Here is a 22,676-nt window from a genome sequence, read left to right as displayed (position 1 = left end):
TATGTTTAATCTGTTTTTAACTAAAAAAATCGATTATATTTTCTTTCACCTCTGTGCTGTCTATTATGTTATTTACTCTTACACGAAATTCAGATGAGTTTTGAAGCCCGCTACTGTACCATCCTATATGTTTGCGGGCCATCTTTATTCCTGTATCGCTTCCATAGTACTCAAGAATACTGTCATAATGCTTGAGTATTATGCTTAATCTCTCTGAGGCTGTTGGCTCAGAAACTTTATTTCCACTCAAAAAGTTTATTGCTTGATTAATCAGCCAAGGTTTGCCGTAAGTACCACGACCTATCATTACTCCATCTGCCCCAGATTCTTTAAGTGCACTTTGAACATCATTCAAACTCTTAATATCTCCATTTACTATAACTGGAATTTTTACCTGCTCTTTAACATTTCTAACGAATTTCCAATCTGCTTGACCATTATAAAGCTGTGCCCTTGTCCTTCCATGTACAGTAATCATCTTTGCTCCCAAATCTTCTGCAATTTTTGCCAAGCGCGGAGCATTACGATTTTCGTCATTCCATCCAGTACGCATTTTTACTGTAACTGGCACACTCACTGCCTTGACTACAGCTTCTATTATCTCAGCAGCCTTTTTTTCATCACGCATAAGTGCTGACCCTGCGTAACCGTTTACAACTTTTTTAACTGGACAACCAAAATTTATATCTATGATTTTTGCACCCATGCCCTCATTTAACTTTGCAGCTTCCGCCATAACATCAGGCTCACAACCAGCAAGTTGTACAGCGGTTAGTTCATCGACTTTTGCTTTTTGCATGCTCTGGCGAGTTTGCATGATCATAGCTCTGCTTGCAATCATTTCTGAGACTAGCAAACTTGCACCAAGTTTCTTTACAATACTCCTAAATGGATAGTCAGTCACTCCAGACATTGGCGCTAAAATAACTGGAGAATCAATCGTCAAACTTCCTATTTGTAGGGACATAGGCTTTCTAGTCGCTAGAAAATGCATTTTTAACACTATTACAAGCTGCTATTATAACATCTTGCACAAATGAATTTGCTTTCTCTATAAGAGAAGGCTCTACCTCTACCACCTCGCACCTCTCATAATGACCAGGCGTTAAGTATATCGTTTCTTGTTTTTTATCACCCCACAACTCGTCATTTAATTTATAACTCTCACGATTAAATATCTGATTTAGTTGATCATCATTTATCATTTGTAGATTTGGCTCAAACTTTTTTTGCTCCTCGCTGTTGTTATCTTTATAGTAAACATTAATTTCAATATTAGCTAAAGAAGCTAATATACTAATTTCTTCAATAAAAATAAAATAACTTTGACTTTTTATTGCTTCAAGATAAGCTTGATAGAGTTCAGGTTTGTTAAGGAATGATTGTGTAATAAATTCACTATTATACTGGGTATTGTATTCATTTTCACCAAGGCCATAAAGAGCTTCTGCATATTCTTTTAAATTATGTATAGCTTGATCGCGTGATATATTAAGTTTACTAACAGCTTTACTCACTAACTTTTCTACATTATCTTCAGCATTTTTAATTTCCTTATTCATTTGTTCAACCAACTTCCTTATTTTATCAGACTTACCAGTTAAATCGCCTGGCTTATTTAAAAACATATTAAAAACCTTTTCTAGCTGCTCCTTTAAAGGAGTTGGCATACTTGAATCACCTAAAGATTTAAATTGACTTAAAAATTTGTTCCATTCCATTCTCATATCTTGTGCTCTTTCAGCCTTATATTGACCGGAGCTGCTATCACCAAACACTGCATGAAAAAAGCAGTTTCCATCACCTGTAGTATTATATCGAACAATTTTTGTTTGTTTAGGTTGCTCACTTTCTATTGAGCCCATACTCACACCACTATCTGTAGATGGAGAATAGGAATTTCTACGTACCCTCTGATCCGAATCATTTGTTTGTCTTGATATAGTATCTAGTCCACTATCCAGTGATTTACTTCTTGTGAATTTTTGCTCTTTTGGACTCTTTTCTTCCTTTACAGTTCCTTTTTCATCAACATAACCTTTTACCAAGTAAAATAAAGGTTCAATAACCATCTTGTATGTCGCTGCAAGCACTATTCCCATTAAGATCCAAGCTATAGGGTTGGAGATGAGCATAGCAAGTGGTAAGGTTAAGAGGAAAGATCCCATTATTAATCCCAAACAGCCAATGGTAAATGTAGTTGCCAAATATATACAAAAAGCGTAGACAGCAAATCTTCCACTAGCCTTAAGTTTAGTGAAATGAGTACTCTCTTTAGATTTATTGTATCTTTCTATGATGGCTAACATATTATATTTTACGTTTATCAATTCTAGCAAATTATGAAGGTAAAATCAATATTAGCATTTATATGTAAAAATATTGAGCATTCAAAGCTTTTGAAGTAGAGTAATGATGTTAGTAATAGCACAACATATGCATGATATAGAACATATACGCAAAAACCCTAAAGGATTTGAAAAAGCAATAAAAAGCAGAGGGGTGAAAGAATTTACTGCAAAAGAAATATTAGAGATTGACCATAAAAAAAGATCACTGACTACTAAATTGCAAGCTTTAAATAAGCAACGAAACGAGGTCACGGAAGAAATAAAGAGGCTTAAAATGAACAAAAGCCCATGTGAAGAACAAGTAAAGTTATCAAAAAGCATCACAAGTGAGATAGAGACAATCAGCCTCAAGGAGCAAACAGAAAAAAATAAGTTAGTGGATATTTTATCTAACTTACCAAATATTTCTGCACAAAATGTACCAACAGGTGAAGATGAGAGCTCCAACGTAGAAATCAGAAAATATGGAAAGAGAAGAAAATTTGATTTTACACCAAAATTTCATTATGAACTCGGAGAAAGGTTAGGCTTGATGGATTTTGAACAAGCAGCAAAAATTTCTGGATCAAGGTTTACAATACTAAAAGGACAGTTAGCTAAGCTTGGACGAGCATTAATAAATTTTATGCTGGAAACACATGTTAATGAATTTGCCTATACTGAGGTGTATCACCCAGCCCTGGTGAAAAACGAGGCGATGTATAACGTTGGTCAGCTACCAAAATTTTCTGATGACTCATATTTAACTACCGATAAATTAAGATTAATTCCCACAAGTGAAGTAGTTTTAACAAATTTAGTTGCTGACAAAATAATAGAAGAAAAAGAACTGCCTATTCGTTTTACTGCATATTCAGAATGTTTTCGTAAAGAAGCTGGCAGTGCAGGACGAGATACAAGAGGTATGATAAGGCAACACCAATTTGGTAAAGTGGAGTTGGTAAGCATCACAACTGAAGACCAGTCAAAAGACGAGCTTGAACGTATGACTAGTGTTGCCGAAGAGATATTAAAAAAACTAGAATTACCGTACAGAGTAATGCTACTTTGCAGTGGCGATATGGGTTTTGCTGCACAAAAGACTTATGACATAGAGGTATGGTTACCTGAGCAAAATAAATATAGAGAAATATCAAGCTGCTCAAATTGCGGTACGTTCCAGGCAAGAAGAATGAACACTAAATACTTCTTAGAAAATGACAGAAAAACAAAAAAATACGTTCACACTTTAAACGGCTCAGCTTTAGCCATAGGAAGAACAATTGTTGCCATAATGGAGAATTATCAAAATTCCGATGGGTCAGTTACAATACCAAACGTGTTGCAAAGATACATGAGTAATGATACTGTTATAAGCAAACAATAATTTTGACATATATAGAAAAGCGAGGAAATAAAGATGAAGGTTTTGGTTATAGGTTCTGGTGGGCGTGAGCATGCTTTACTTTGGGCTCTAAAGAAGTCTCCTATCTTGACTAAGTTATATGTTACTCCTGGTCGCCCGGCCATGGAGAATTTTGGAGTTCTTGTGAATATAAATATTCAAGATTCAGTGGATGTTACACAATTTTGCAAGAAAGAAAATATAGAGCTAGTAATTATTGGTCCAGAGCAACCGATAATTAATGGACTTGCTGATGATTTAACTGCGGAGGGGATAAACGTTTTTGCTCCAAGTCAAGCAGCTGCAAAACTTGAGGCATCAAAGTCTTTTACGAAGGAACTATGTAAACAATATGGTATACCGACCGCCAAGTATGAACGTTTTATTGATGAAAGGTTAGCTAAAAATTTTGTCCGTAGTAATAAAATAAAATTGCCGCTTGTAATTAAAGCAAATGGAATTGCAGCAGGGAAAGGTGTCATAATATGCCACACAGAAAATGAGGCTTTTTCAGCAATAGATTCAATGCTAGTGGAGAAAAATCTTGGTGAGTCAGGTGAAGAAATAATCATAGAAGAGTTTTTAATTGGAGAGGAAGTAAGTTTTTTTGCTCTTATTGATGGGTTGAAGGTAGTAACCCTTGGGTGTGCAAAAGATTACAAGAGAGTTGGTGAAAATAACGAGGGACAAAATACTGGAGGCATGGGGTCATACTCATCACCTTCGATTATAAGTAAGGAGATGGAGCAAAAAATTATCCAAAAAATAATATATCCTACAATTCAAGCACTGACTAACATGGGAACATCCTATAAAGGAGTACTCTTTGCTGGTTTAATGATTTGCAAAGATAGTCCAAAGCTTCTTGAGTATAATGTTAGGTTTGGGGATCCGGAAATACAATCTATGTTACCTAGACTTGATCCAAATTGTGATTTGCTAAAGTTGATGTTGTCAGTTGCAGAAGGCAAGTTAAATACAAAAATGGTGGAGTTTAATCACAAAACTACAGTTTGTGTAGTTGTTGCAAGTAAAGGCTATCCTGGTGATTATCAAAAAGGAGAGGTAATTAAAGGATTGGATAAAATTGAAAACATTCCTGGTGTGCTAGTTTTTCATGCTGGTACTAAGTTGGATGAAAGTGGTAATTGGATTTCCGATGGCGGAAGAGTGCTAAATATAGTAGGAGAAGGAAACACTGTGGAAGAAGCTAAAAGTAAAGTGTACTCAGCGTTAAATTCTCTAGAATGGCCAGGGGGGTTCTTCAGATATGATATTGGTAGTTAACGTTAGCTAGCAGGTAGCTAATATAGAAACGAAAAAAATCACTTTACAAGCAGTAATAAAGACAACTAAAGAAAAATATCAACTAGGTTTATAGTCTATTACTACTGTTTTTGCGATTTTATCATAGAAAGTTTGTTTGCGTCGATCAAATACTGCAAATATTAAAACAAAAATTGGTAAAATAAAAAACCAACCAGAAATATAGCAAGGTACCCATAAAAACACTTTAAAAGTACTTCTTATTACTCCTTGCATTAAAGCAACATTTTTAGGTGTATTTGCATCTTTTATATATATACCACATAACAATTTTCCTGGAGTCCAGCCAAGTTTTATTATCATTAATACTTCTAATACTATATATATTAATGCTTCTAGTACTTCATTTTGCACTGAAGGGGCTGTCTTGGTATCAGAAAAGAAATCGCTAAAAAAGTCAGCATAGTGTTTACCTGATAACATGAACAAAATGAATAAATAAAAGGCTAGAAATATTATTTGGTCAACTACATACGCTGTAACGCGTTTAGTAATTTTCGCATAATTTACTTTAATATTCGTTTCAGTATCCATAACCCCACCTACATTTTGCAATATTACCAACTAATATAAAAGTATGTTATTAAATAATCATAAATATTCTAATTCAGGCAATACTAGCTGCTTGTGCCACTCTATTATTTGAATTAACATTAAGTTATTTATAGTTAGGAAAGTTATGTCAACACCAATCACAGTTGCGTATGGTGACGGTATTGGACCAGAAATTATGGAAGCGGTGCTGTCGATATTGCGTGAAGCGAAAGCAGAGATCTCAATAGATATTATTGAAATAGGGGAGCGTGTTTATAGTAAGGAATGGTCTCATGGAATTTCTCCGAGTGGTTGGGAATCTATCGAAAGGACAAAGATATTACTCAAATCTCCAACAACAACTCCGCAAGGTAAAGGCCACAAAAGCTTGAACGTTGCACTCAGAAAAAATCTAGGGTTGTATGCAAATATCAGACCATGCATTTCATATCATCCTGTCATAGAAAATAAATTTGATAAGTTTGATATTGTAGTAATACGTGAAAATGAAGAGGACGTTTACACCGGAATAGAGCATAGGCTCACTGGTGACTCGTACCAATGCACTAAAATTATTACTAGATCTGGTTCAGAAAAAATATGCAGGTACGCTTTTGAATATGCGAAAAAACACAACAGAAAGAAAGTAACTTGCCTGACTAAAGACAACATAATGAAAATGACTGACGGCGCTTTTCATGCAGCGTTTGATCGTATTGCAAAAGAATACCAAGATATAAAGACAGAACATTATATAGTTGATATTGGAATGGCACGTGTTGCCACAGAACCCGAGAATTTTGATGTTATAGTAACCGAGAATCTATATGGCGACATATTATCAGATATAGTCGCACAAACCTCAGGTTCTATAGGGCTTGCCGGAAGTAGTAACATCGGCAACGAATATGCGATGTTCGAAGCAGTGCATGGTTCTGCTCCTGATATTGCAGGAAAAGACATAGCTAATCCTTCTGGTCTTTTAAATGCTGCAGTGCATATGTTGGTCTATATTGGTCAAGTGAGTACTGCAAAACTAATTTATGATGCGTGGCTGAAGACTTTGGAGGATGGAATACATACTGCTGATTTATATAAAGAGAAAAAAAGTAAACAGAAAGTTGGTACAAAAGAATTTGCAGAGGCTGTTATAGATAATCTAGGAAAGAAGTCTGCAATATTATCTGAGCTTACAGTCGGTAGCAGTACAAATAGCAAAAGAAGTGAAATACAAAATAGCTACGAACAGGACTACAAAGTTAGAAAGCTAGTTGGTAGCGATATAACGCTTGCCTGGAGTAAGCCGGCTGATTTTGACCAAATAGTGAAGTTGTTTGAATCAAGTAATCTGCAAATTATAGCAATATACTCAAAAGGGCTAGCGATTTCGCCAGGAAACTCAAAATTTTTAAGTGACCAAATAACCTGCAGGTTCATTGCAAATAATGAAATTACAAATAGTGATGTGAATAACTTGCTAGTCAAATTTGAGGAACATAATTTTGATGTAGTGAGAATGGACAAATTGTATTTATACGATGGGAAAGAGGGTTTTTTCTCTTAATGAGAGTTAAACATGTTTATGCTTGTGTAAAATACAAAATGTAGTATGCTAATAGCATGGTATATTTATGTGAGGCACAGTAATGAATCAACATTTTAAGTTAACTAGTCAGGAGTTTTATGATAACGCTGACCTGTTTAAAGTATTAGAAATAAAAGCTGAGCAAGTTGTAGACAAGAATTATGAAGAGCTTAGCGCAATTTTGAAGAAGCAGCATAAGAAATTAATTCTTGTAAATCATCCTGACAAGGGCGGAGATAAAAATAGATTTGATCAAATTTATAAAGCTTATCAAGAACTAAAAAAATATATTGAGCCTTTGGAATCAGGAAATCCTTGTTTTAAAGTCAGTATTGATGCTGAAAGTGATGGACGTTTAACGGCAAGAGAGTTTCACTATAGGAAGAAGCTATTTAGTACACTAGGGATTGGTGAAGAAGCTATAGGTGGGGATTACGAAAAATTGAATTCTATATTGCAAAAAAAACTTTATGAGGGTTGTGCTAATGATGATACTGAGCAATTACGCTCTTATATTTCTCCTCTAGGGAACAAAAAGGATCTAGTAGATGAGGATAAAAAACAATTAGCATTGAAATTTATAGGGTATAAAAATTTTCTACTGCTTGTCCCAAAAATAAGTTTTCTGCCTTTAAGTCTATTAACCACAGTTACTGTAGGTTGCTATTTTTCATGGTGGATCATAGCATTTAATATCATTTGTAATAAAGTCATTGGTTCATTAGTAAATTATTATATGGAGAAGTATAAAAACTCAGAAATTTCCACTGATGAATTCACAAGTAAAATGAGCTATATCATGCTAAGCAGTAAGCTTCTTATGCTCTATCCTTTAGCTACTTTTTCTTTTTATCTACTTACAACAAACTTCATTGCTAATGGATTAACTGTTGGTGGGGCTATACTTGGTCCACTATTGTTATTGGCAGTATTAATTGAAGCGTTAGCTTCTGTTTTCTCAAAAGGCTGTGAAATATATGCCGACAAGCACACAAAAGATTTACTAGAAGAGGATCCAAAAGATAGAGTGCAAAAGGAAACTGATCTGTTAGGACGGTATGATCCACGAAAACTGTTAATGCCAATTATCATGCCTCTTGTTAAAAAGTGTTTTGCAGAAGTGGCAAGTGAATTTGCTGAGAGGAATTTTGATGAAGTGAACACTAATGTGTCTGATGTCAACACTGAGCAGCAATTTAAACCTCAAGAAATTGGATTTACACAACAAACAGTGTAGTTTTAGCTCTATGCATGGATTCAAAAAAAGTAGAATTGATATTTGAAAAATTCAAGCAATCAAATCCTACGCCAAAAATAGAGCTAAATTATACCAATCATTTTACGTTATTAATTGCAGTAGTTCTGTCAGCGCGGACGACCGATATAAGTGTTAATAAAATTACAAAGGAGCTATTTAGTATCGCTGATACGCCAGAAAAGATGTTGAATCTTGGGCAAAGTGAGCTGAGAAAATGCATAAGCAGTATTGGTTTATATAATTCCAAAGCAAAAAATATAATCGGGCTCAGTAAAATATTGATTGAGCGGTACAATAGCAAAGTGCCTACTAATTTCGATGATTTGGTATCTTTACCAGGGGTTGGGAGAAAAAGCGCTAATGTGTTCTTAAATTCAGGGCTTGGTATTTCAACATTGGCAATTGATACTCATGTTTTTAGAGTAAGCAATAGAGTTGGGCTTGTGAAAGAAAAAGATGTACTTAAAACAGAGCAGTCTCTTTTGAATGTGGTTCCAAAAAAATACCTGCTTTATGCTCATCATTGGCTAGTTTTGCATGGTAGATATGTTTGCAAAGCGCAAAAACCTTCGTGTGAAACATGCATAATTCATGATTTATGTGAGTTTGAATGTAAGAGGTATAAAGTCTAGCACAACACTTCGATATTTCTTACTTTTATCATCCGAGTAGCTGATCTCTATGATGGTGTCATCCGAGTAGCTGACACTGGTTTCTTACCAACAAAAACTTAGAATAACTTTTATTCTTAAAAAATTCCTGGATTCCAGACTCATGTTTCAATGTTAAACAAGGTACAATAGAATTGAGTAGGGTAATTTCTAGGGAATTATTATATTCTAGAAAAAGTAAAATGTCATCCAGATAGACTAATGTACAAGGTAAGCTGAATGTCTATAAGGAAAAACAGCAAGGCATTTTAGGATTTGCTATAAATCGCATCAGGAGCTCAAGAGTACAGCTTACAATTACAGATAGGTATAGTTGAGTTTAAAGTAACTACATAAATTTACTACAATTTTCATACCTATAAGCTGCTATGCAACAAAGCCCTGTGTGGGTATAATTTTGACAGGATACAAAGCTTAATGGAGAAAGTTACGAACATCAGTGAAAAACATGGCAATTTTATTCTCATTTGCAGCTGCTATCACGTCTTGATCTTTCAATGAGCCACCTGGCTGAATTATAGCTGTAATTCCATGCTTTGCACTTTCTACTATACTATCTGGAAATGGAAAAAATGCATCTGAAGCAAGCGCTGCGCCTTTACATTTTTCACCTGCTTTTTTTACTGCAATATTCACACTATCTATTCTGCTTGTTTGTCCTGCACCGATGCCAATAGCACAACCGTCTTTTGCTATCACTATTGCATTGGATTTTACATGTTTACATATTTTCCAAGCAAAAATAAGATCTTCCTTCTCTTTTTTTGTTGTAGTGCATTCTGTCACTCGGTTTATTTCTTCTACTTTTACTGTATGGTTATTATTTTCTTGCACTAAGAACCCGCCAACAACATTTTTGATTTGATATTTTGCATTTTGCTGAAGAGATTGATGAATAATCACTCTTAAATTTTTCTTTTTTTGTAAAATTTTTAGTGCCTCATTGTTTACCGATGGTGCTATCATCACTTCCAAAAATATCTCGTTTAATTTCTCTGCTAGCTTTAAATCTATCTCCCGATTGAAAGCAACTATTCCACCAAAACTGCTTATTTCATCACATGATAGAGCTTTTTCATATGCTTTTAAAGCACTATCACTAACAGCAGCGCCACATGGATTATTGTGCTTTATTATCACTGCTGCAGGTTCTTGAAACTCAGAAATTATGTTAAGTGCAGACTCTATGTCAACTATATTATTATAGCTCAACTCTTTTCCATGTATTTTCTCCAGTGGATACTTGCTAAATTGATTGCTATAAAATGCAGCTTTTTGATGAGGATTTTCACCATATCTGAGTCCTTGTGCTTTACATCCATATAAAGTAAAAAACTCTGGTAACTCATTGCTTTTACCCTGTGATAAAAACCAATTGTAAATATTAGAATCATACTGTGCAGTCAGAGCAAATGCTTTAGTTGCTAGATGTTTTCTATATTCTAATGTTGTCTGATTGTTATTTTTGATCATCTCAGCTTTCAGTGTTTCGTAATCTTGAATGCTAGAAATCACTGAAGTGAAATGAAAGTTTTTTGCTGTAGCTCTAATTAATGCTACTCCACCTATATCTATTTGTTCTATGATTTGCTTCTCACTTGAGTTGCTATTAACCGTTTTCCAAAATGGATATAAGTTAGTTATAAGCAGATCTATCGGCTTAATTTCTAGATTCTGCATTTCCTTTTCGTGCCTTTTTCGATCACAGAGTATTCCTCCATGAATTTTAGGATGTAAAGTTTTCACTCTGCCATCTAGTATTTCTGGAAATTGTGTGTAATCTGAAACTTCTTGCGTTTTTATTCCCGCACCTGATAGCACTTTATAAGTATTCCCTGTTGAGAGAATTTCTATTTGTTGCTGCATCAAAAACGATGCAAGTTCAATTATATTTGTCTTATCGTATACTGATATTAAAGCTCTTTTAATTTTCATATGGAAGGTTTCTTAAGATTATATCTAAGAAAAGAAAATTTGTCTATATATAGCTACTACGTCATACCACTGCGGTATCTCGTTGTAGATTCCGCTAACAAGCACATAGCTGTACGAACATTGTGATACAAGAGATCAAGAAAGATGTCATCCTAGTCCCCAGACACTGGGATGGCTTTGTTGCACCACTCAAGGAAAGAACAGGCAGTTACTGATGGAATTTGTTATAAAATAGATATTTAGCCGACAAAGGAAAAATATGCCAATAAGAATGAAAGTCAGTAACTGCAATGAATATAACAAATTTCTTCAAGAAAGGGGAAATGTTTTTCATTATATCAACGATGCCATTGAAAATTGGTACGAAAATAGTCCAAAAGTAGCAGGTGGCAACAATGTCTACAGCGACAAAGTAGTGATTCTAATTCACATAATAACCTATCTATTCAGGATTGGTCTTAGGCAAACAGTGGGATTTATAGAGAAATATCTTGAGCAAATAGGGAAAATTTTGCAAATTATCAGCTATTCGCAGGCTTCAAGAAGGTTTAAAAAGCTTAATATCAAAATCAACGACTGCAGAGTTGATAAGAACGATATGGAAGATATTGAAATTGCTATAGATAGTACAGGTATCAGCATCTACAATAATATTCCAGGCCATAGTAAGGCAAATGGTACAGATAGAAAGTATCGCCGCTATGAGCAAACAAGATGTAATGCTAGAGATAGGTAGTAAAAAAGTTATAGCTGCAAAATACAGTAGTGGAGTTTATTCCGACCACTATGGAGCCTGTGATCTTATTGAAAGAGTGGATACCAAGTATAACATAAGCACGATATATGCAGATAGATCGAAAGAAGTTATACAAACTGTGCGATGAGCTTGACATAAAGACAAGGATTCCTCCGCAAAATAATGCAGTAGAGCATCCAAAGTTGGATTATATGAATGAGAGAAATTCTACAATCAAGCTCATAAAGTCATATGATGAAGATGGTATGAAGAGGTGGAAAAAAGAGATAAATTATTGGAAGAGATCTTATATAGAAAGTTTTTTCTCGCGACTGAAGCAAATATTTGGATTTAGTTTTAGGAATAAATCTGAGATTAATCGTGAGAAGGAACTGCTACTCAAGTGTTATTTGCTTAACAAATTTACTGAAATAGGCATGGCTAAGTTTGATATAGCTTCATGAATTTATTATACATTACCCACTATCCGAAGAGCTGTGCAACAAAGCCCACTGGAATCCAGAAATTTTTTGAGAACAAAAGTTATGCTAAGTTTTTGTTGGTAAGAAAGGCTGGATAGCCTACTTGCATGACAAGAGGAAAACTACTGGGATGACAAGGGGAGAGCTACTAAATGACATCTTCAATTTCTATGTGTCAAGCACTGAAGAGGTCTCTCCTATTTTCTCTTGATGAATAAATCTAAGTAGAGTATAGTAAAAATGCATTTATGTAGCGATTAATGAGCAACTTAGTTTTAGTCTATATAACTTTTTCAAACCTGAAAGAGGCTAAGACTATTTCTGAAGAATTGTTAAACGAGAAGTTAATTGCATGTGTAAATATATTTCCCAAAGTAAATTCTCTGTATTTATGGGAAGGTAAAATTAATAGTAATTGTGAAATAGTGGCAATTATGAAGAGCAGGAATGATCAGACTGATAAGATTGTAGAAAAAATCGAGGCAATGCATTCTTATGATCAACCAGCCGTTGTGATAATACCCATAGGAAAAGCGAATAAATCTTTTACTAATTGGGTTAATAATGTTATTGATATAAACAATATTGGGGTGTAGCCAAGTGGTAAGGCAGCGGTTTTTGATACCGCCACGCGAAGGTTCGAATCCTTCCACCCCAGCTTTATTAAAGTGTGCGTGAAATGATATCACTTTTTTATAAATTAAGGTTATTTAATTATATACTGGGCAGCTTGAAAGATATAGTTGTCAAGCTATTTCTTTTCACTCTGTATCTTTATACATCGAGCATTATGCTCATGTTTCTCACCAGTGGCTTTTGGTATGCTGTAGAGTTTAGCTCTTTCAAAAATGCATTTTACCATTTGTATCAATATTTAAAATGGTATTATGAAAATAGAGATGATTTGGGTTATGGAGTTTCTATTAGAATATTAGTAGCGTTTCTTACTCCGCATTTTCTCTACAAATTATTTTCTGGCACAGGCTGGAAGTCTTTTTTCAAGGAGAAGATAGTTCAGATACTCAGCACAAGAAGAAAAATGAGTAATAAACCAAATGGCAGTAGTTATGGTTATAGTAATAAGAACAGTTACGGTAACAATAATCTTCAAGAGGCAAAACGGAAAGTGAATATGATAAAGCAGCTATTAATCCAAGATATAGATGAAGCTATAGAAAAAAGATTAAATGATATTTTTCTTGGTGAGAGGGGTAAACCTCATTAAAAGGGCTTTATCTTTTTTAGAATTGGCTGTATTTTGTTTTTTACGTATAATGGATCGCAATCAGCCAGTATACATGTTTCAACAAAATCTTGACTGAAGTCTGATAGCCAGGAAATTGCTTTACGTTTCTCTACCAAGCTTTCTGTTTTTTTACAGTTACTTGCTGCATCAATCATTGCCTGTGATATCACTGATTGCCACAGTATGCAGTACCTTTGTATATCATCTAAAGTGCTATTTGCTTCGTGATGGTGAAAAAATTCTTTGAAATTGAAGTTATTTGACATTACGTACCTCTTTAAGTTGAAAATTAGAATTTGAAGTAGTGCGAAAGTTGTCTGCTGCAATGAGTAGCCTTTATGACAGTCAGACCGGGTTTTATGTGAGCTATAAATGTTTAAGAAATTATATCTGTTCAGATCTATGTGAAACCAGTGCTTCTTTTCTTGTTATCCGAGCTGGGATGGCTTTGTTGCACAGCTCTTCGGATAGTGGGTAATGTATAATAAATTCATGAAGCCATATCAAACTTAGCCATGCCTATTTCAGTAAATTTGTTAAGCAAATAACACTTGAGTAGCAGTTCCTTCTCACGATTAATCTCAGATTTATTCCTAAAACTAAATCCAAATATTTGCTTCAGTCGCGAGAAAAAACTTTCTATATAAGATCTCTTCCAATAATTTATCTCTTTTTTCCACCTCTTCATACCATCTTCATCATATGACTTTATGAGCTTGATTGTAGAATTTCTCTCATTCATATAATCCAACTTTGGATGCTCTACTGCATTATTTTGCGGAGGAATCCTTGTCTTTATGTCAAGCTCATCGCACAGTTTGTATAACTTCTTTCGATCTATCTGCATATATCGTGCTTATGTTATACTTGGTATCCACTCTTTCAATAAGATCACAGGCTCCATAGTGGTCGGAATAAACTCCACTACTGTATTTTGCAGCTATAACTTTTTTACTACCTATCTCTAGCATTACATCTTGTTTGCTCATAGCGGCGATACTTTCTATCTGTACCATTTGCCTTACTATGGCCTGGAATATTATTGTAGATGCTGATACCTGTACTATCTATAGCAATTTCAATATCTTCCATATCGTTCTTATCAACTCTGCAGTCGTTGATTTTGATATTAAGCTTTTTAAACCTTCTTGAAGCCTGCGAATAGCTGATAATTTGCAAAATTTTCCCTATTTGCTCAAGATATTTCTCTATAAATCCCACTGTTTGCCTAAGACCAATCCTGAATAGATAGGTTATTATGTGAATTAGAATCACTACTTTGTCGCTGTAGACATTGTTGCCACCTGCTACTTTTGGACTATTTTCGTACCAATTTTCAATGGCATCGTTGATATAATGAAAAACATTTCCCCTTTCTTGAAGAAATTTGTTATATTCATTGCAGTTACTGACTTTCATTCTTATTGGCATATTTTTCCTTTGTCGGCTAAATATCTATTTTATAACAAATTCCATCAGTAACTGCCTGTTCTTTCCTTGAGTGGTGCAACAAAGCCATTCCAGTGTCAAGCACTGATCTTCAATCTCCGTACATCTCTGCGTCACGCACTGAAATGACACCCTGAAGCTTTAGCTATAAATATTAAGCAAGCAAAAAAAGGCAAAAGAAGCCTCATGGAGATAGTTGCTCCACTCTTTTTACTTGATGCTGCTCAAGCAGGTCACTTGGATGTAGTAAAATACTTAGTAGAAATAGCAAACGCAGGTGTTAATTATGTAGTTAGTACTCTTAGTCTACCTCATTTTGACTATGAAAAAAACTGCTCTTGGAAAAACTGCTCTAATGTTTGCTGCTAAAAGTAGTCATTTTGTATAGTTTTATCCAACTCAGACGTAGTTTAACCTAAAATCCATTACTAATTAATTTATCCTTTGCAGTTGTAATAAGGTCTATAAACTACTGCAAATCCAAATTTCTATTTGATCTTACATTCTTATTGTAATAACCTCTATGGATCACACAGCATTAGTCGTGTATCTTAACAGATACTTTTGTACATGGATCAGCTTTATGTGTATCAATTCTGTCTACTTCAAGTTTCCAGCAAAACTACTTTTTAATGTATTGCTTTCAATCAAGTTCTTTGTTAAGCTCACTGTTAGTGGATGTTCAATTATCTTAACATAAAAATCAAGGCAGCTTTAGGTATAAATACGAGTAACTCGTATAAGTAAAGAGGCTATAAGAAGTTTCTTACCATTCTATTCAAACGGGTTTTAAACTTTTGAAATGTCATGACATTGTTGATACGTTTGTCAAGAAACGACAGGGTATCTGCAAAATCTTCTGAATAATCATTGATAAAAAAAAGTATCGTACTTAAGTACACTCCAGCTAATATTGCTCTTTTTGTATAGTAGTTAAAATCTGTTGATTGATCATGAATGCCATACCAAATCGCGCTAACAGTTCTGTACAAGAGTTTACTAGAAAAATATGTATTTTGGGGTAATATAGAGAATGATAAAACATTTTTTAAAAACTCTCTGTAATTTTGTAACTTAGCATAGTTTGAAAGGCGTATTTGGACAGCTAACTTTATCCGCTCTCTTACCTTCATATCTTCTAAATTGGAATTCCAAAGTTCAGTTTCCATTGAGCTATTTAAGTCCTCTGCTATGTACTCCAAAGCACTATATATTCCATTCTGAAATTTACAAAAACTATTGGCTAGGTTAAGGTTCGTGCACACTTTCAATAAGGTTGCATCACTTATTCCTTCAAATGGAATAACCTTAATCAGCTCATCTACTATTAACTTTTGTTCCATACAATATTATACTAAACATCACATATAATTGTACCTGAGATTTGCAAACATTCTGCAAAATGCTTCACCGCGCTCTTCAAAATTTTTCCACTGATCAAAAGAAGAACATGCAGGAGAAAGTAATATCGCTACTTCTTCTTTGCTATTTATGGCCTCTTCAAAAGCCAGTTTAAATGCGTTTTCTAGATTATAGCACTTCATATAATCTATTTTGTTCTCCATAATGTTTGCAAAAACTTCAGTTGATTCTCCAATAAGAAAAGCTTTTCTAATCTTGGTGAAATGCTTGCTTAATGATTCTATTCCGCCTTTTTTGCTTTTTCCGCCAACAATCCAATATATGTTTTTATAAGATAAAATTGCCTTTTCGGTCGATTCTGCATTGGTTGCTTTGCTATCGTTGATAAAAAGTACATTATGTATTTTGCCAAGAAATTCATTTCTGTGTCTTAGCCCTGGAAAGGATTTGATTTCATTGACAATAGTGCTGCTATCTACTCCAAGTAACTTGCACACAGCGTGTGCAGCTACTATATTTTCTACATTGGATACTAGGTTTATTTTCACGTCGCTTACTGATAAGCTATGATTCTCTAGTTTCCCAGTGCCTAGGCACTGGGATGACAAAGAGGGTGACATCGAAGCTGAGATTGGAATTTTGTTCCCAGTGAATTTATTGAATACATCAGAGGTAATTTTGTTATCACATCCTATCACGGCAATCTTGCTACCGTTTATCAATTTTAGTTTAGTTGCTATATAGTTATTCATACTTCCATGTCTATCTATGTGGTCTGGTGTGATGTTAAGCAATACAGAAATATCCACATTAATTTCATTCATTAGCTCCAATTGAAAAGAGGAGAATTCAATTACATAAATTTCTGCATCTCTTTCTAAATCCAAAATAGGCATACCTAAATTCCCACCGATAGCTACTTTTTTCCCTGTGGATTTTAATATGTGCCCTATTAGTGATGTGGTAGTTGATTTGCCATTTGTTCCTGTAATGCCTATAACCTTCTGATTTGTAGTTTTAGTTTCAAGAAATAGCTCAATGTCTGATTTTATTTTGCAGTCAAAGCTTCTTGCAAGTTTTACTACCCAATGCGTTGGTATTGGCACTCCAGGGCTCAAAATTAGTGTGCTTATCTCATGCCAATTATACTCATTGGGATGAGTAAAGTTACACTCTTTATATATCTTTTTTGCATTTGCTATTTGCTCTTTATTATCATCCCATGCATATATTTTTGCACTGCTTTTTGTTAGAGCATTAATAACGGACAAACCAGTTTTACCAAGGCCGAAAACCGCAACACTTTGATTTTTGTATTTGTTTAGTTGCACTTCTAGATAACTTATGCGAACCATTTTATAAAGATATAATACAAATTATAATGACTTCTTCCATAGTTTTTGGCAGTGCTTAACTTTATTGTCACAACCTTAGCCAATAGAAAACTCCTTGACACATTTTGCCAACTCCCTTGCCATGATATGTATAACAATGTTACAAAAAATAATATCATAGAATTCAAGAAGATAATTCCTAGAGGGTTACTCATCTATAAAAGGCCGAATTTTGTTAGCTATTTAGATGTAAAAGGTAAGCTAAATTTTTATAAGGAAAAAACAATAATTAACTAAAAGAGAGCGCTGGACGAAGCAACTTAATTAGTTTGCTATTTCAACCACCATAACTCAATCAACAAATTTTGGAAAAAAACACCGTGTTTTGAGAACCTTATTTATCGACATATAAAATTTTTCTTGCCTCTTTTCAAAGAAAAAAATATCTTAAATTAAGAATATTGATAATTCTTTATAGGGGGTATTATGCACGTAGGAAATTCTAATAGTCAGCAGGTAAGTCAGAATTTGCTGTCTTTTTCAGCTAATTCCTCTGATGAGGAGTACTGTGATGCTAGTGATAAGGTTGAGAGATCTTCTATATCTTGTGAAAGTGATTCTGACCTGGAGTCTATTCCTACTGTATCACATTTTAAGCAGCATACTTGGAAAGACGGCAAATCTAAAAAAGTTGGCCAAAGTAGCTTTAATGAAAATAAGGGAACAAGGAAGTCATTTGGTGAAAATGGATATATAGAGGGACAATGGAAGAACAATCATTTGATAGAACTAGATTCGTGTCAATTTACTCATCCACATAATAATAAAACAGTTTATATTAGGAAGCAAAGTCCAGGTTATTTATTTACTTTTGATCAGGAAAACTTTATTGCAAGAGTAAGCTTCAACAAGATTGAAGAGTTAGATTTTGCTGGGCATCCTATAGATATAAAACGAAATTTTCTTGAAAAGCTTAAAATTACTAAAATTATAGAAGATGAATTATTAAATAACAGGGATAAAGCTTATGAACAATTTAAACAGTTTTTGCAGGATAGAAGTGGTAAAACTGCAGATAATCTTGAGTATGCAGAGGATCTTTTTCAGTTTTCTAAAAGATTAGAAGATTGGAGAAAGTTCTCTAGTAATATATCGATATTAGATGATGTAGTTAATAATCAGAACATTTCACGCGAGACAAATAGTAGTAGTCAACAATTGCTTAATAGAGAAAGAGCTCTGAATATAAGAAAGAAAGAGTTTTCTCGAGTTGATCAATTTTATACAAGGGATTTGCTGACAGGATTACAACAAATCTGTAAAGATGGAATAAATAATCACGGAAGTATCTTATATGACAAATATCTTTGGTCTATTTCTGTAATGGCTCCATCTGTTATGGTAGATCATTTATCTGACTTGCATGATAAATCGGTATTTTATATCAGTAATAAAGATATGGAGTTGTTTGCAGATCTTGTTGATATGATGAGTGAGCAACCTTTCCTGGATCTTGTAGGTGATTCATGGAATGCTTTATTTAAAAGGATAAAGGAAATGAGGGGAGAAGCACTAGGGAAACTTGCTTCTTCACAAAGTTTTACACCTTTAACTCATCCTATGTATTTTTATCTTTGTAAGAGCTTTCAGGAGCTAATTTTAGAGATTAGTAGTAAAACAGATATTTCTGTTAATGATCTACTGAAAAAAGACGGTCAAGGAAAATGGGGCTTAATACAAACTATAAATTGGCCATTAACTTCCTCTCTAAACCGCTCTCTCGAACAGCAATATCACTTTATCTTTACACTAATGAAACATTTTGAGCCCGGTTATTATTCTGACAAAAAAGAATTTGAATACAAACTTAAATCGTTACAGGACCCTGGTGATGAAACGTGGTTGCAACGTATAAAAAACTCTGTTTCCAATTTATTTGGCAATAATGAGTTATCATCCATATCTCAAGAGCGCTTAGCATGGATATATATTATTGACAGTGCAATTACTAATCTGCTTTCCGAAAAAGAATTAAAGTTATTTGAACCTCTCATACAAGGCTATATGGATTTTATTAAAAACACAGAAGGTGATCATTATGAGTCATTTCGAATAGCAACACATAATGTTATAAGATTTATAGCACAAACAAGTCCTTATCTTTCAAAAGAGATTTCAGTAATTGATCAAACTATTCTAACAAAACAAATAGAATCTATTAAGAAGGCGTTTTTAGATAAACAATCTGGTGATTTTAGAGATTTGGTAGATGTATATAATGAGTATTGGAAGAATAGGGAATCTATTTTAGAAAAAATTCCTGATAAATTTCCTTATGGGAAGTTCAAGCAAGACATGGAAGAAATACGTCAAACATTACTTAATATTGCAAGTACTGTACTTGATCAAAAAGCAAAATCACAAGAGTTAATTAAGTACTTTAGATCATTTAATGAGTTTTTAGAGGATTTAAATAGTATAGAATTCAGTTGGTTTATTAAAGGAACTAATAATGACTTAACTGAAGTAGAAGTAGCCAATAAAGATAAAAATTCATATAAGGTTTTAGATCCTGAAAATTTCATCAAAAAATATAAGGATAATATCCCTAATCACTACTTAATTGAAATCACTCAAGATCTATTAAATAGTGTAAGTAATTTACTTGAGCAAAAAAAATGGTCTGATGACGATAATTTGAGTGCAGCAAGTGAGTTACTGTCAGCAATTAAGAAATCTTTTCTTTATCTAAAGGAGCAACCTAACTACGTGTCTTTCGATATATTCAAAGAAGAAAGTACAAAGCCGTTTATTTCTGTAGTAGAGAATAGCATATCTTATGAGGATTTTAAAAAACGAATTGGTATCATAGGGGAATCTTTTTGGTATTTAAGAAAACAAGATGAGATTGATATAGACAAAGCTTTAGAGCTATATAGAAAAGAAAACAGCAACAGCACAGTAGAAGCACTAAGAGATTGCTATAATAGATACTTAGAAAAATTTAATTCTTATATACAAGAGACTTCCGGCAAAAGCTATCAAGATAAGATCGATTTTATTACTAAAGAAGTAAAGAAGCAATCTAAAGAAATTAAAATCCATGAGTGGGATTTAACATTCAAGAAAGAAACTTTACCTGATCTTCTTGCTGGGCTAGCGGCTATGTGGTCTATACAAGAATCAAAAGATATTGCAAGTACAGGAAAAAGTTTAAAGCCACATTGTATTCAAATATTGTGCATTTTGCGGTTATTAAGTGTTGATAAAGACTCTAAAAGTGTTGATAAGCATCTTGCGCAAGTCTTGACAGGACAAGGCAAATCGCTCGTATTAGGGTTGCTATCTTCACTATTAGCATTGATGGGTCATAAGGTAAGGACTGTTTGTTACAGTGAATACTTAGCAACTCGAGATCAACAAGATTTTGACAGCTTTTTTAGGAAATTTGGTATTCGTCACAAGATAACTTATGGTACATTTGAAGAGATGGCAAATGAAGTGATAAAGCTTGAGGTAAATGGCAAGAAGCAAGGGTTGCGAGAATTAGTTGAAGGCCGTATTTTAAATCATAGCGTGGAGCAATCTGGACAGATAAAGCAAGAGGATATCAGTAATACTACTCTTTTAATAGATGAAGTGGATGTTTTCTTTTCTGATCAATTCTATGGGAATACTTATGGTGCATGTAATACTATAAGAATTCCAGCATTAGATAGTATTCAGGAAAAAATATGGGAAATGGCCAGCAAAAATTATGAAAAAAGTACTATTTTGAAAGAGGTAGAAGAATTCATTAAGAAAAAGATAGGAGAAAGAAATCAAGATTTTAAAGAATTTAATAAATTTTTATTTAAACCTGGAAAATACTATCTTTTGAAAGAAAAAGATAATGTGGTTATTAAAAAAGAATATACTAATCTGTCTCTCTATCAAGAACATCTAGAGGAAATGATTGATGCTGCAATACGTGTTACAAAAGGAAGTGATCAAGACTGGTACATTAACAACTATAAAATTAACGATAAAGGAATCATAAGTTATAGAAGAGACGATGGATTTTATTCCACTTTCACTTATTGCAGCTATTACAACGTATTTAATTACTTTAGGTTAAAGAAAAAAGACTTTGATTGTAAAAATTATGGGTATTTGAATATAGACTGTGGCAAAGTGTCTTATGCAGAATTGCCTGAGAAATATCCTCTTATCTTAGGAGTGAGTGGTACCTTGACTACACTAAATGACCATGAAAAAAAAGCAGTAAGAGAATCTTATAACATCAATGAAAATTCCATCATGCCATCATTTTTTGGTGATTCTCATTTGCAATTTGATTCAAGTCGAGATTTTATATCCCAAGACTCAGAAGAAGAATGGCTCAGTAAAATTTTTAATCGTGCAAACTCTAAGGTTGGTTCAGGACAATCAGTGTTAATATTTTTTGATACAGATGTAGAAATAAGAAAGTTTAAAGAAAAATTCTTCGGTAAATTTGATCGCTTACACATATTAACAGAAAATACGGAAGAGCATACCAAAGAAAAGTACATCGATGAGGCAGGTATTGCAAAAACAATAACGCTAGCAACAAGAGGTATGGGTCGTGGTGTTGATTTTAAGTCTAGTGTTGCTGTAGAAAATAGCGGCGGGGTGCATGTTATACAGACATCCTTTTCACTTGATATAAAAGAAGAAACACAGATTAAGGGTAGAACTGCACGTAAAGATAATAAGGGTAGTTATGAGTTGATACTCTGTAAAGAACATTTGGTAAATGCTGGGTTTCTAAAAGAAGAAGAAAAAGAAATTACTATAAATTATGAAAGCTTGAATAAATCCAGAGAACAAAAAGTAAAAGAAAAAGGCTCAAACAATGAAAAAAGAATTAGAGAGTCAGAAAGTAATCATAAGACAACGATGGATTTTCTTGAATCTTTTTTTCAAAAAGAATGTAGCACTAATATAGATCAGCCATCTGTGGAACCAGCAGTAAGTAGACAACAAAATAGGTAGGAGTTAT

16 protein-coding genes, 1 tRNA gene and 2 pseudogenes are annotated in these 22,676 nt (G+C 33.7%); 11 read left to right on the top strand and 8 right to left on the bottom strand.

Going from position 1 to position 22,676, the window contains the following annotated elements; genetic code table 11:
- Positions 1–16: 16 nt before the first annotated feature.
- Both dusB and CAI20_RS00130 read right to left on the bottom strand, forming a co-directional pair.
- Complete coding sequence (gene dusB, locus CAI20_RS00135) at positions 17–967, bottom strand: tRNA dihydrouridine synthase DusB (RefSeq protein ID WP_012481856.1); 951 nt, start codon at positions 965–967, stop codon at positions 17–19.
- 7 nt (positions 968–974) lie between these two features.
- A complete protein-coding gene (locus tag CAI20_RS00130) occupies positions 975–2,309 on the bottom strand; it encodes a hypothetical protein (protein WP_026097231.1) in 1,335 nt (444 codons plus the stop codon).
- A 127-nt stretch (positions 2,310–2,436) separates the two neighbouring features.
- On the opposite strand from CAI20_RS00130, the gene serS reads away from it, so the two are divergent.
- On the top strand, positions 2,437–3,717 hold the full coding sequence (serS, locus tag CAI20_RS00125; RefSeq protein ID WP_026097230.1) for a serine--tRNA ligase: 1,281 nt from the start codon (positions 2,437–2,439) through the stop codon (positions 3,715–3,717).
- Positions 3,718–3,750: 33 nt separating this feature from the next.
- Positions 3,751–5,022: a phosphoribosylamine--glycine ligase gene (purD, locus tag CAI20_RS00120; protein WP_143689754.1), complete on the top strand. Its 1,272-nt coding sequence runs from the start codon at positions 3,751–3,753 to the stop codon at positions 5,020–5,022.
- Positions 5,023–5,100: 78 nt separating this feature from the next.
- On the opposite strand, the gene CAI20_RS00115 is transcribed toward purD, so the two are convergent.
- The gene (locus CAI20_RS00115) at positions 5,101–5,595 is read right to left on the bottom strand and encodes an RDD family protein (protein WP_143689755.1); all 495 of its coding nucleotides are present in this window, start codon (positions 5,593–5,595) and stop codon (positions 5,101–5,103) included.
- Positions 5,596–5,740: 145 nt separating this feature from the next.
- Here CAI20_RS00115 and icd point away from each other — a divergent pair, with 145 nt between their 5' ends.
- From icd to nth, 3 genes are all read left to right on the top strand, one after another.
- A complete protein-coding gene (gene icd, locus CAI20_RS00110) occupies positions 5,741–7,159 on the top strand; it encodes an isocitrate dehydrogenase (protein WP_143689756.1) in 1,419 nt (472 codons plus the stop codon).
- Between the two features lie 82 nt (positions 7,160–7,241).
- Positions 7,242–8,417, top strand: coding sequence for a molecular chaperone DnaJ (locus tag CAI20_RS00105; protein ID WP_149168624.1), 1,176 nt, complete (start codon positions 7,242–7,244; stop codon positions 8,415–8,417).
- A gap of 14 nt (positions 8,418–8,431) precedes the next feature.
- The gene (gene nth / locus CAI20_RS00100; RefSeq protein WP_149168623.1) at positions 8,432–9,070 is read left to right on the top strand and encodes an endonuclease III; all 639 of its coding nucleotides are present in this window, start codon (positions 8,432–8,434) and stop codon (positions 9,068–9,070) included.
- Between the two features lie 453 nt (positions 9,071–9,523).
- On the opposite strand, the gene purH is transcribed toward nth, so the two are convergent.
- Positions 9,524–11,044 carry a bifunctional phosphoribosylaminoimidazolecarboxamide formyltransferase/IMP cyclohydrolase gene (gene purH, locus CAI20_RS00095; protein WP_007301976.1) on the bottom strand — a complete coding sequence of 507 codons (1,521 nt, stop codon included), beginning with the start codon at positions 11,042–11,044 and terminating at the stop codon, positions 9,524–9,526.
- A gap of 259 nt (positions 11,045–11,303) precedes the next feature.
- Here purH and CAI20_RS06865 point away from each other — a divergent pair.
- The 4 genes and pseudogenes from CAI20_RS06865 (at position 11,304) to CAI20_RS00065 (ending at position 13,487) form a co-directional block, all read left to right on the top strand.
- Positions 11,304–12,244: pseudogene (locus CAI20_RS06865) on the top strand (IS5 family transposase).
- A 278-nt stretch (positions 12,245–12,522) separates the two neighbouring features.
- Complete coding sequence (cutA, locus tag CAI20_RS00075) at positions 12,523–12,858, top strand: divalent-cation tolerance protein CutA (protein ID WP_007301975.1); 336 nt, start codon at positions 12,523–12,525, stop codon at positions 12,856–12,858.
- Positions 12,849–12,920: transfer RNA gene (locus tag CAI20_RS00070), tRNA-Gln, on the top strand. The genes cutA and CAI20_RS00070 overlap by 10 nt, the downstream gene beginning before the upstream one ends.
- A gap of 138 nt (positions 12,921–13,058) precedes the next feature.
- On the top strand, positions 13,059–13,487 hold the full coding sequence (locus tag CAI20_RS00065; protein ID WP_007301974.1) for a hypothetical protein: 429 nt from the start codon (positions 13,059–13,061) through the stop codon (positions 13,485–13,487).
- Here CAI20_RS00065 and CAI20_RS00060 read toward each other — a convergent pair.
- Positions 13,484–13,774: a hypothetical protein gene (locus CAI20_RS00060; protein ID WP_007301973.1), complete on the bottom strand. Its 291-nt coding sequence runs from the start codon at positions 13,772–13,774 to the stop codon at positions 13,484–13,486. The genes CAI20_RS00065 and CAI20_RS00060 overlap by 4 nt on opposite strands.
- Positions 13,775–13,998: 224 nt before the next feature.
- Positions 13,999–14,939: pseudogene (locus CAI20_RS06860) on the bottom strand (IS5 family transposase).
- A gap of 204 nt (positions 14,940–15,143) precedes the next feature.
- On the opposite strand from CAI20_RS06860, the gene CAI20_RS00040 reads away from it, so the two are divergent.
- Positions 15,144–15,326: a hypothetical protein gene (locus CAI20_RS00040; RefSeq protein ID WP_007301971.1), complete on the top strand. Its 183-nt coding sequence runs from the start codon at positions 15,144–15,146 to the stop codon at positions 15,324–15,326.
- 383 nt (positions 15,327–15,709) lie between these two features.
- Here CAI20_RS00040 and CAI20_RS00035 read toward each other — a convergent pair whose 3' ends face one another.
- Together CAI20_RS00035 and murD are read right to left on the bottom strand one after the other, a co-directional pair.
- Positions 15,710–16,300, bottom strand: a complete 591-nt coding sequence (locus CAI20_RS00035) for a COQ9 family protein (RefSeq protein WP_007301970.1) — start codon at positions 16,298–16,300, stop codon at positions 15,710–15,712.
- A gap of 18 nt (positions 16,301–16,318) precedes the next feature.
- Positions 16,319–17,674, bottom strand: coding sequence for a UDP-N-acetylmuramoyl-L-alanine--D-glutamate ligase (gene murD / locus CAI20_RS00030; protein ID WP_012481852.1), 1,356 nt, complete (start codon positions 17,672–17,674; stop codon positions 16,319–16,321).
- A gap of 465 nt (positions 17,675–18,139) precedes the next feature.
- On the opposite strand from murD, the gene CAI20_RS00025 reads away from it, so the two are divergent.
- Positions 18,140–22,669: a hypothetical protein gene (locus CAI20_RS00025; RefSeq protein WP_246111605.1), complete on the top strand. Its 4,530-nt coding sequence runs from the start codon at positions 18,140–18,142 to the stop codon at positions 22,667–22,669.
- Positions 22,670–22,676: the final 7 nt, after the last annotated feature.

The organism is Wolbachia endosymbiont of Chrysomya megacephala (genome assembly GCF_008245065.1).
Classification (GTDB): Bacteria; Pseudomonadota; Alphaproteobacteria; order Rickettsiales; family Anaplasmataceae; genus Wolbachia.
Note: the sequence above shows the minus strand (reverse complement) of the source record. Positions and strands in the feature narration are given on the sequence as shown.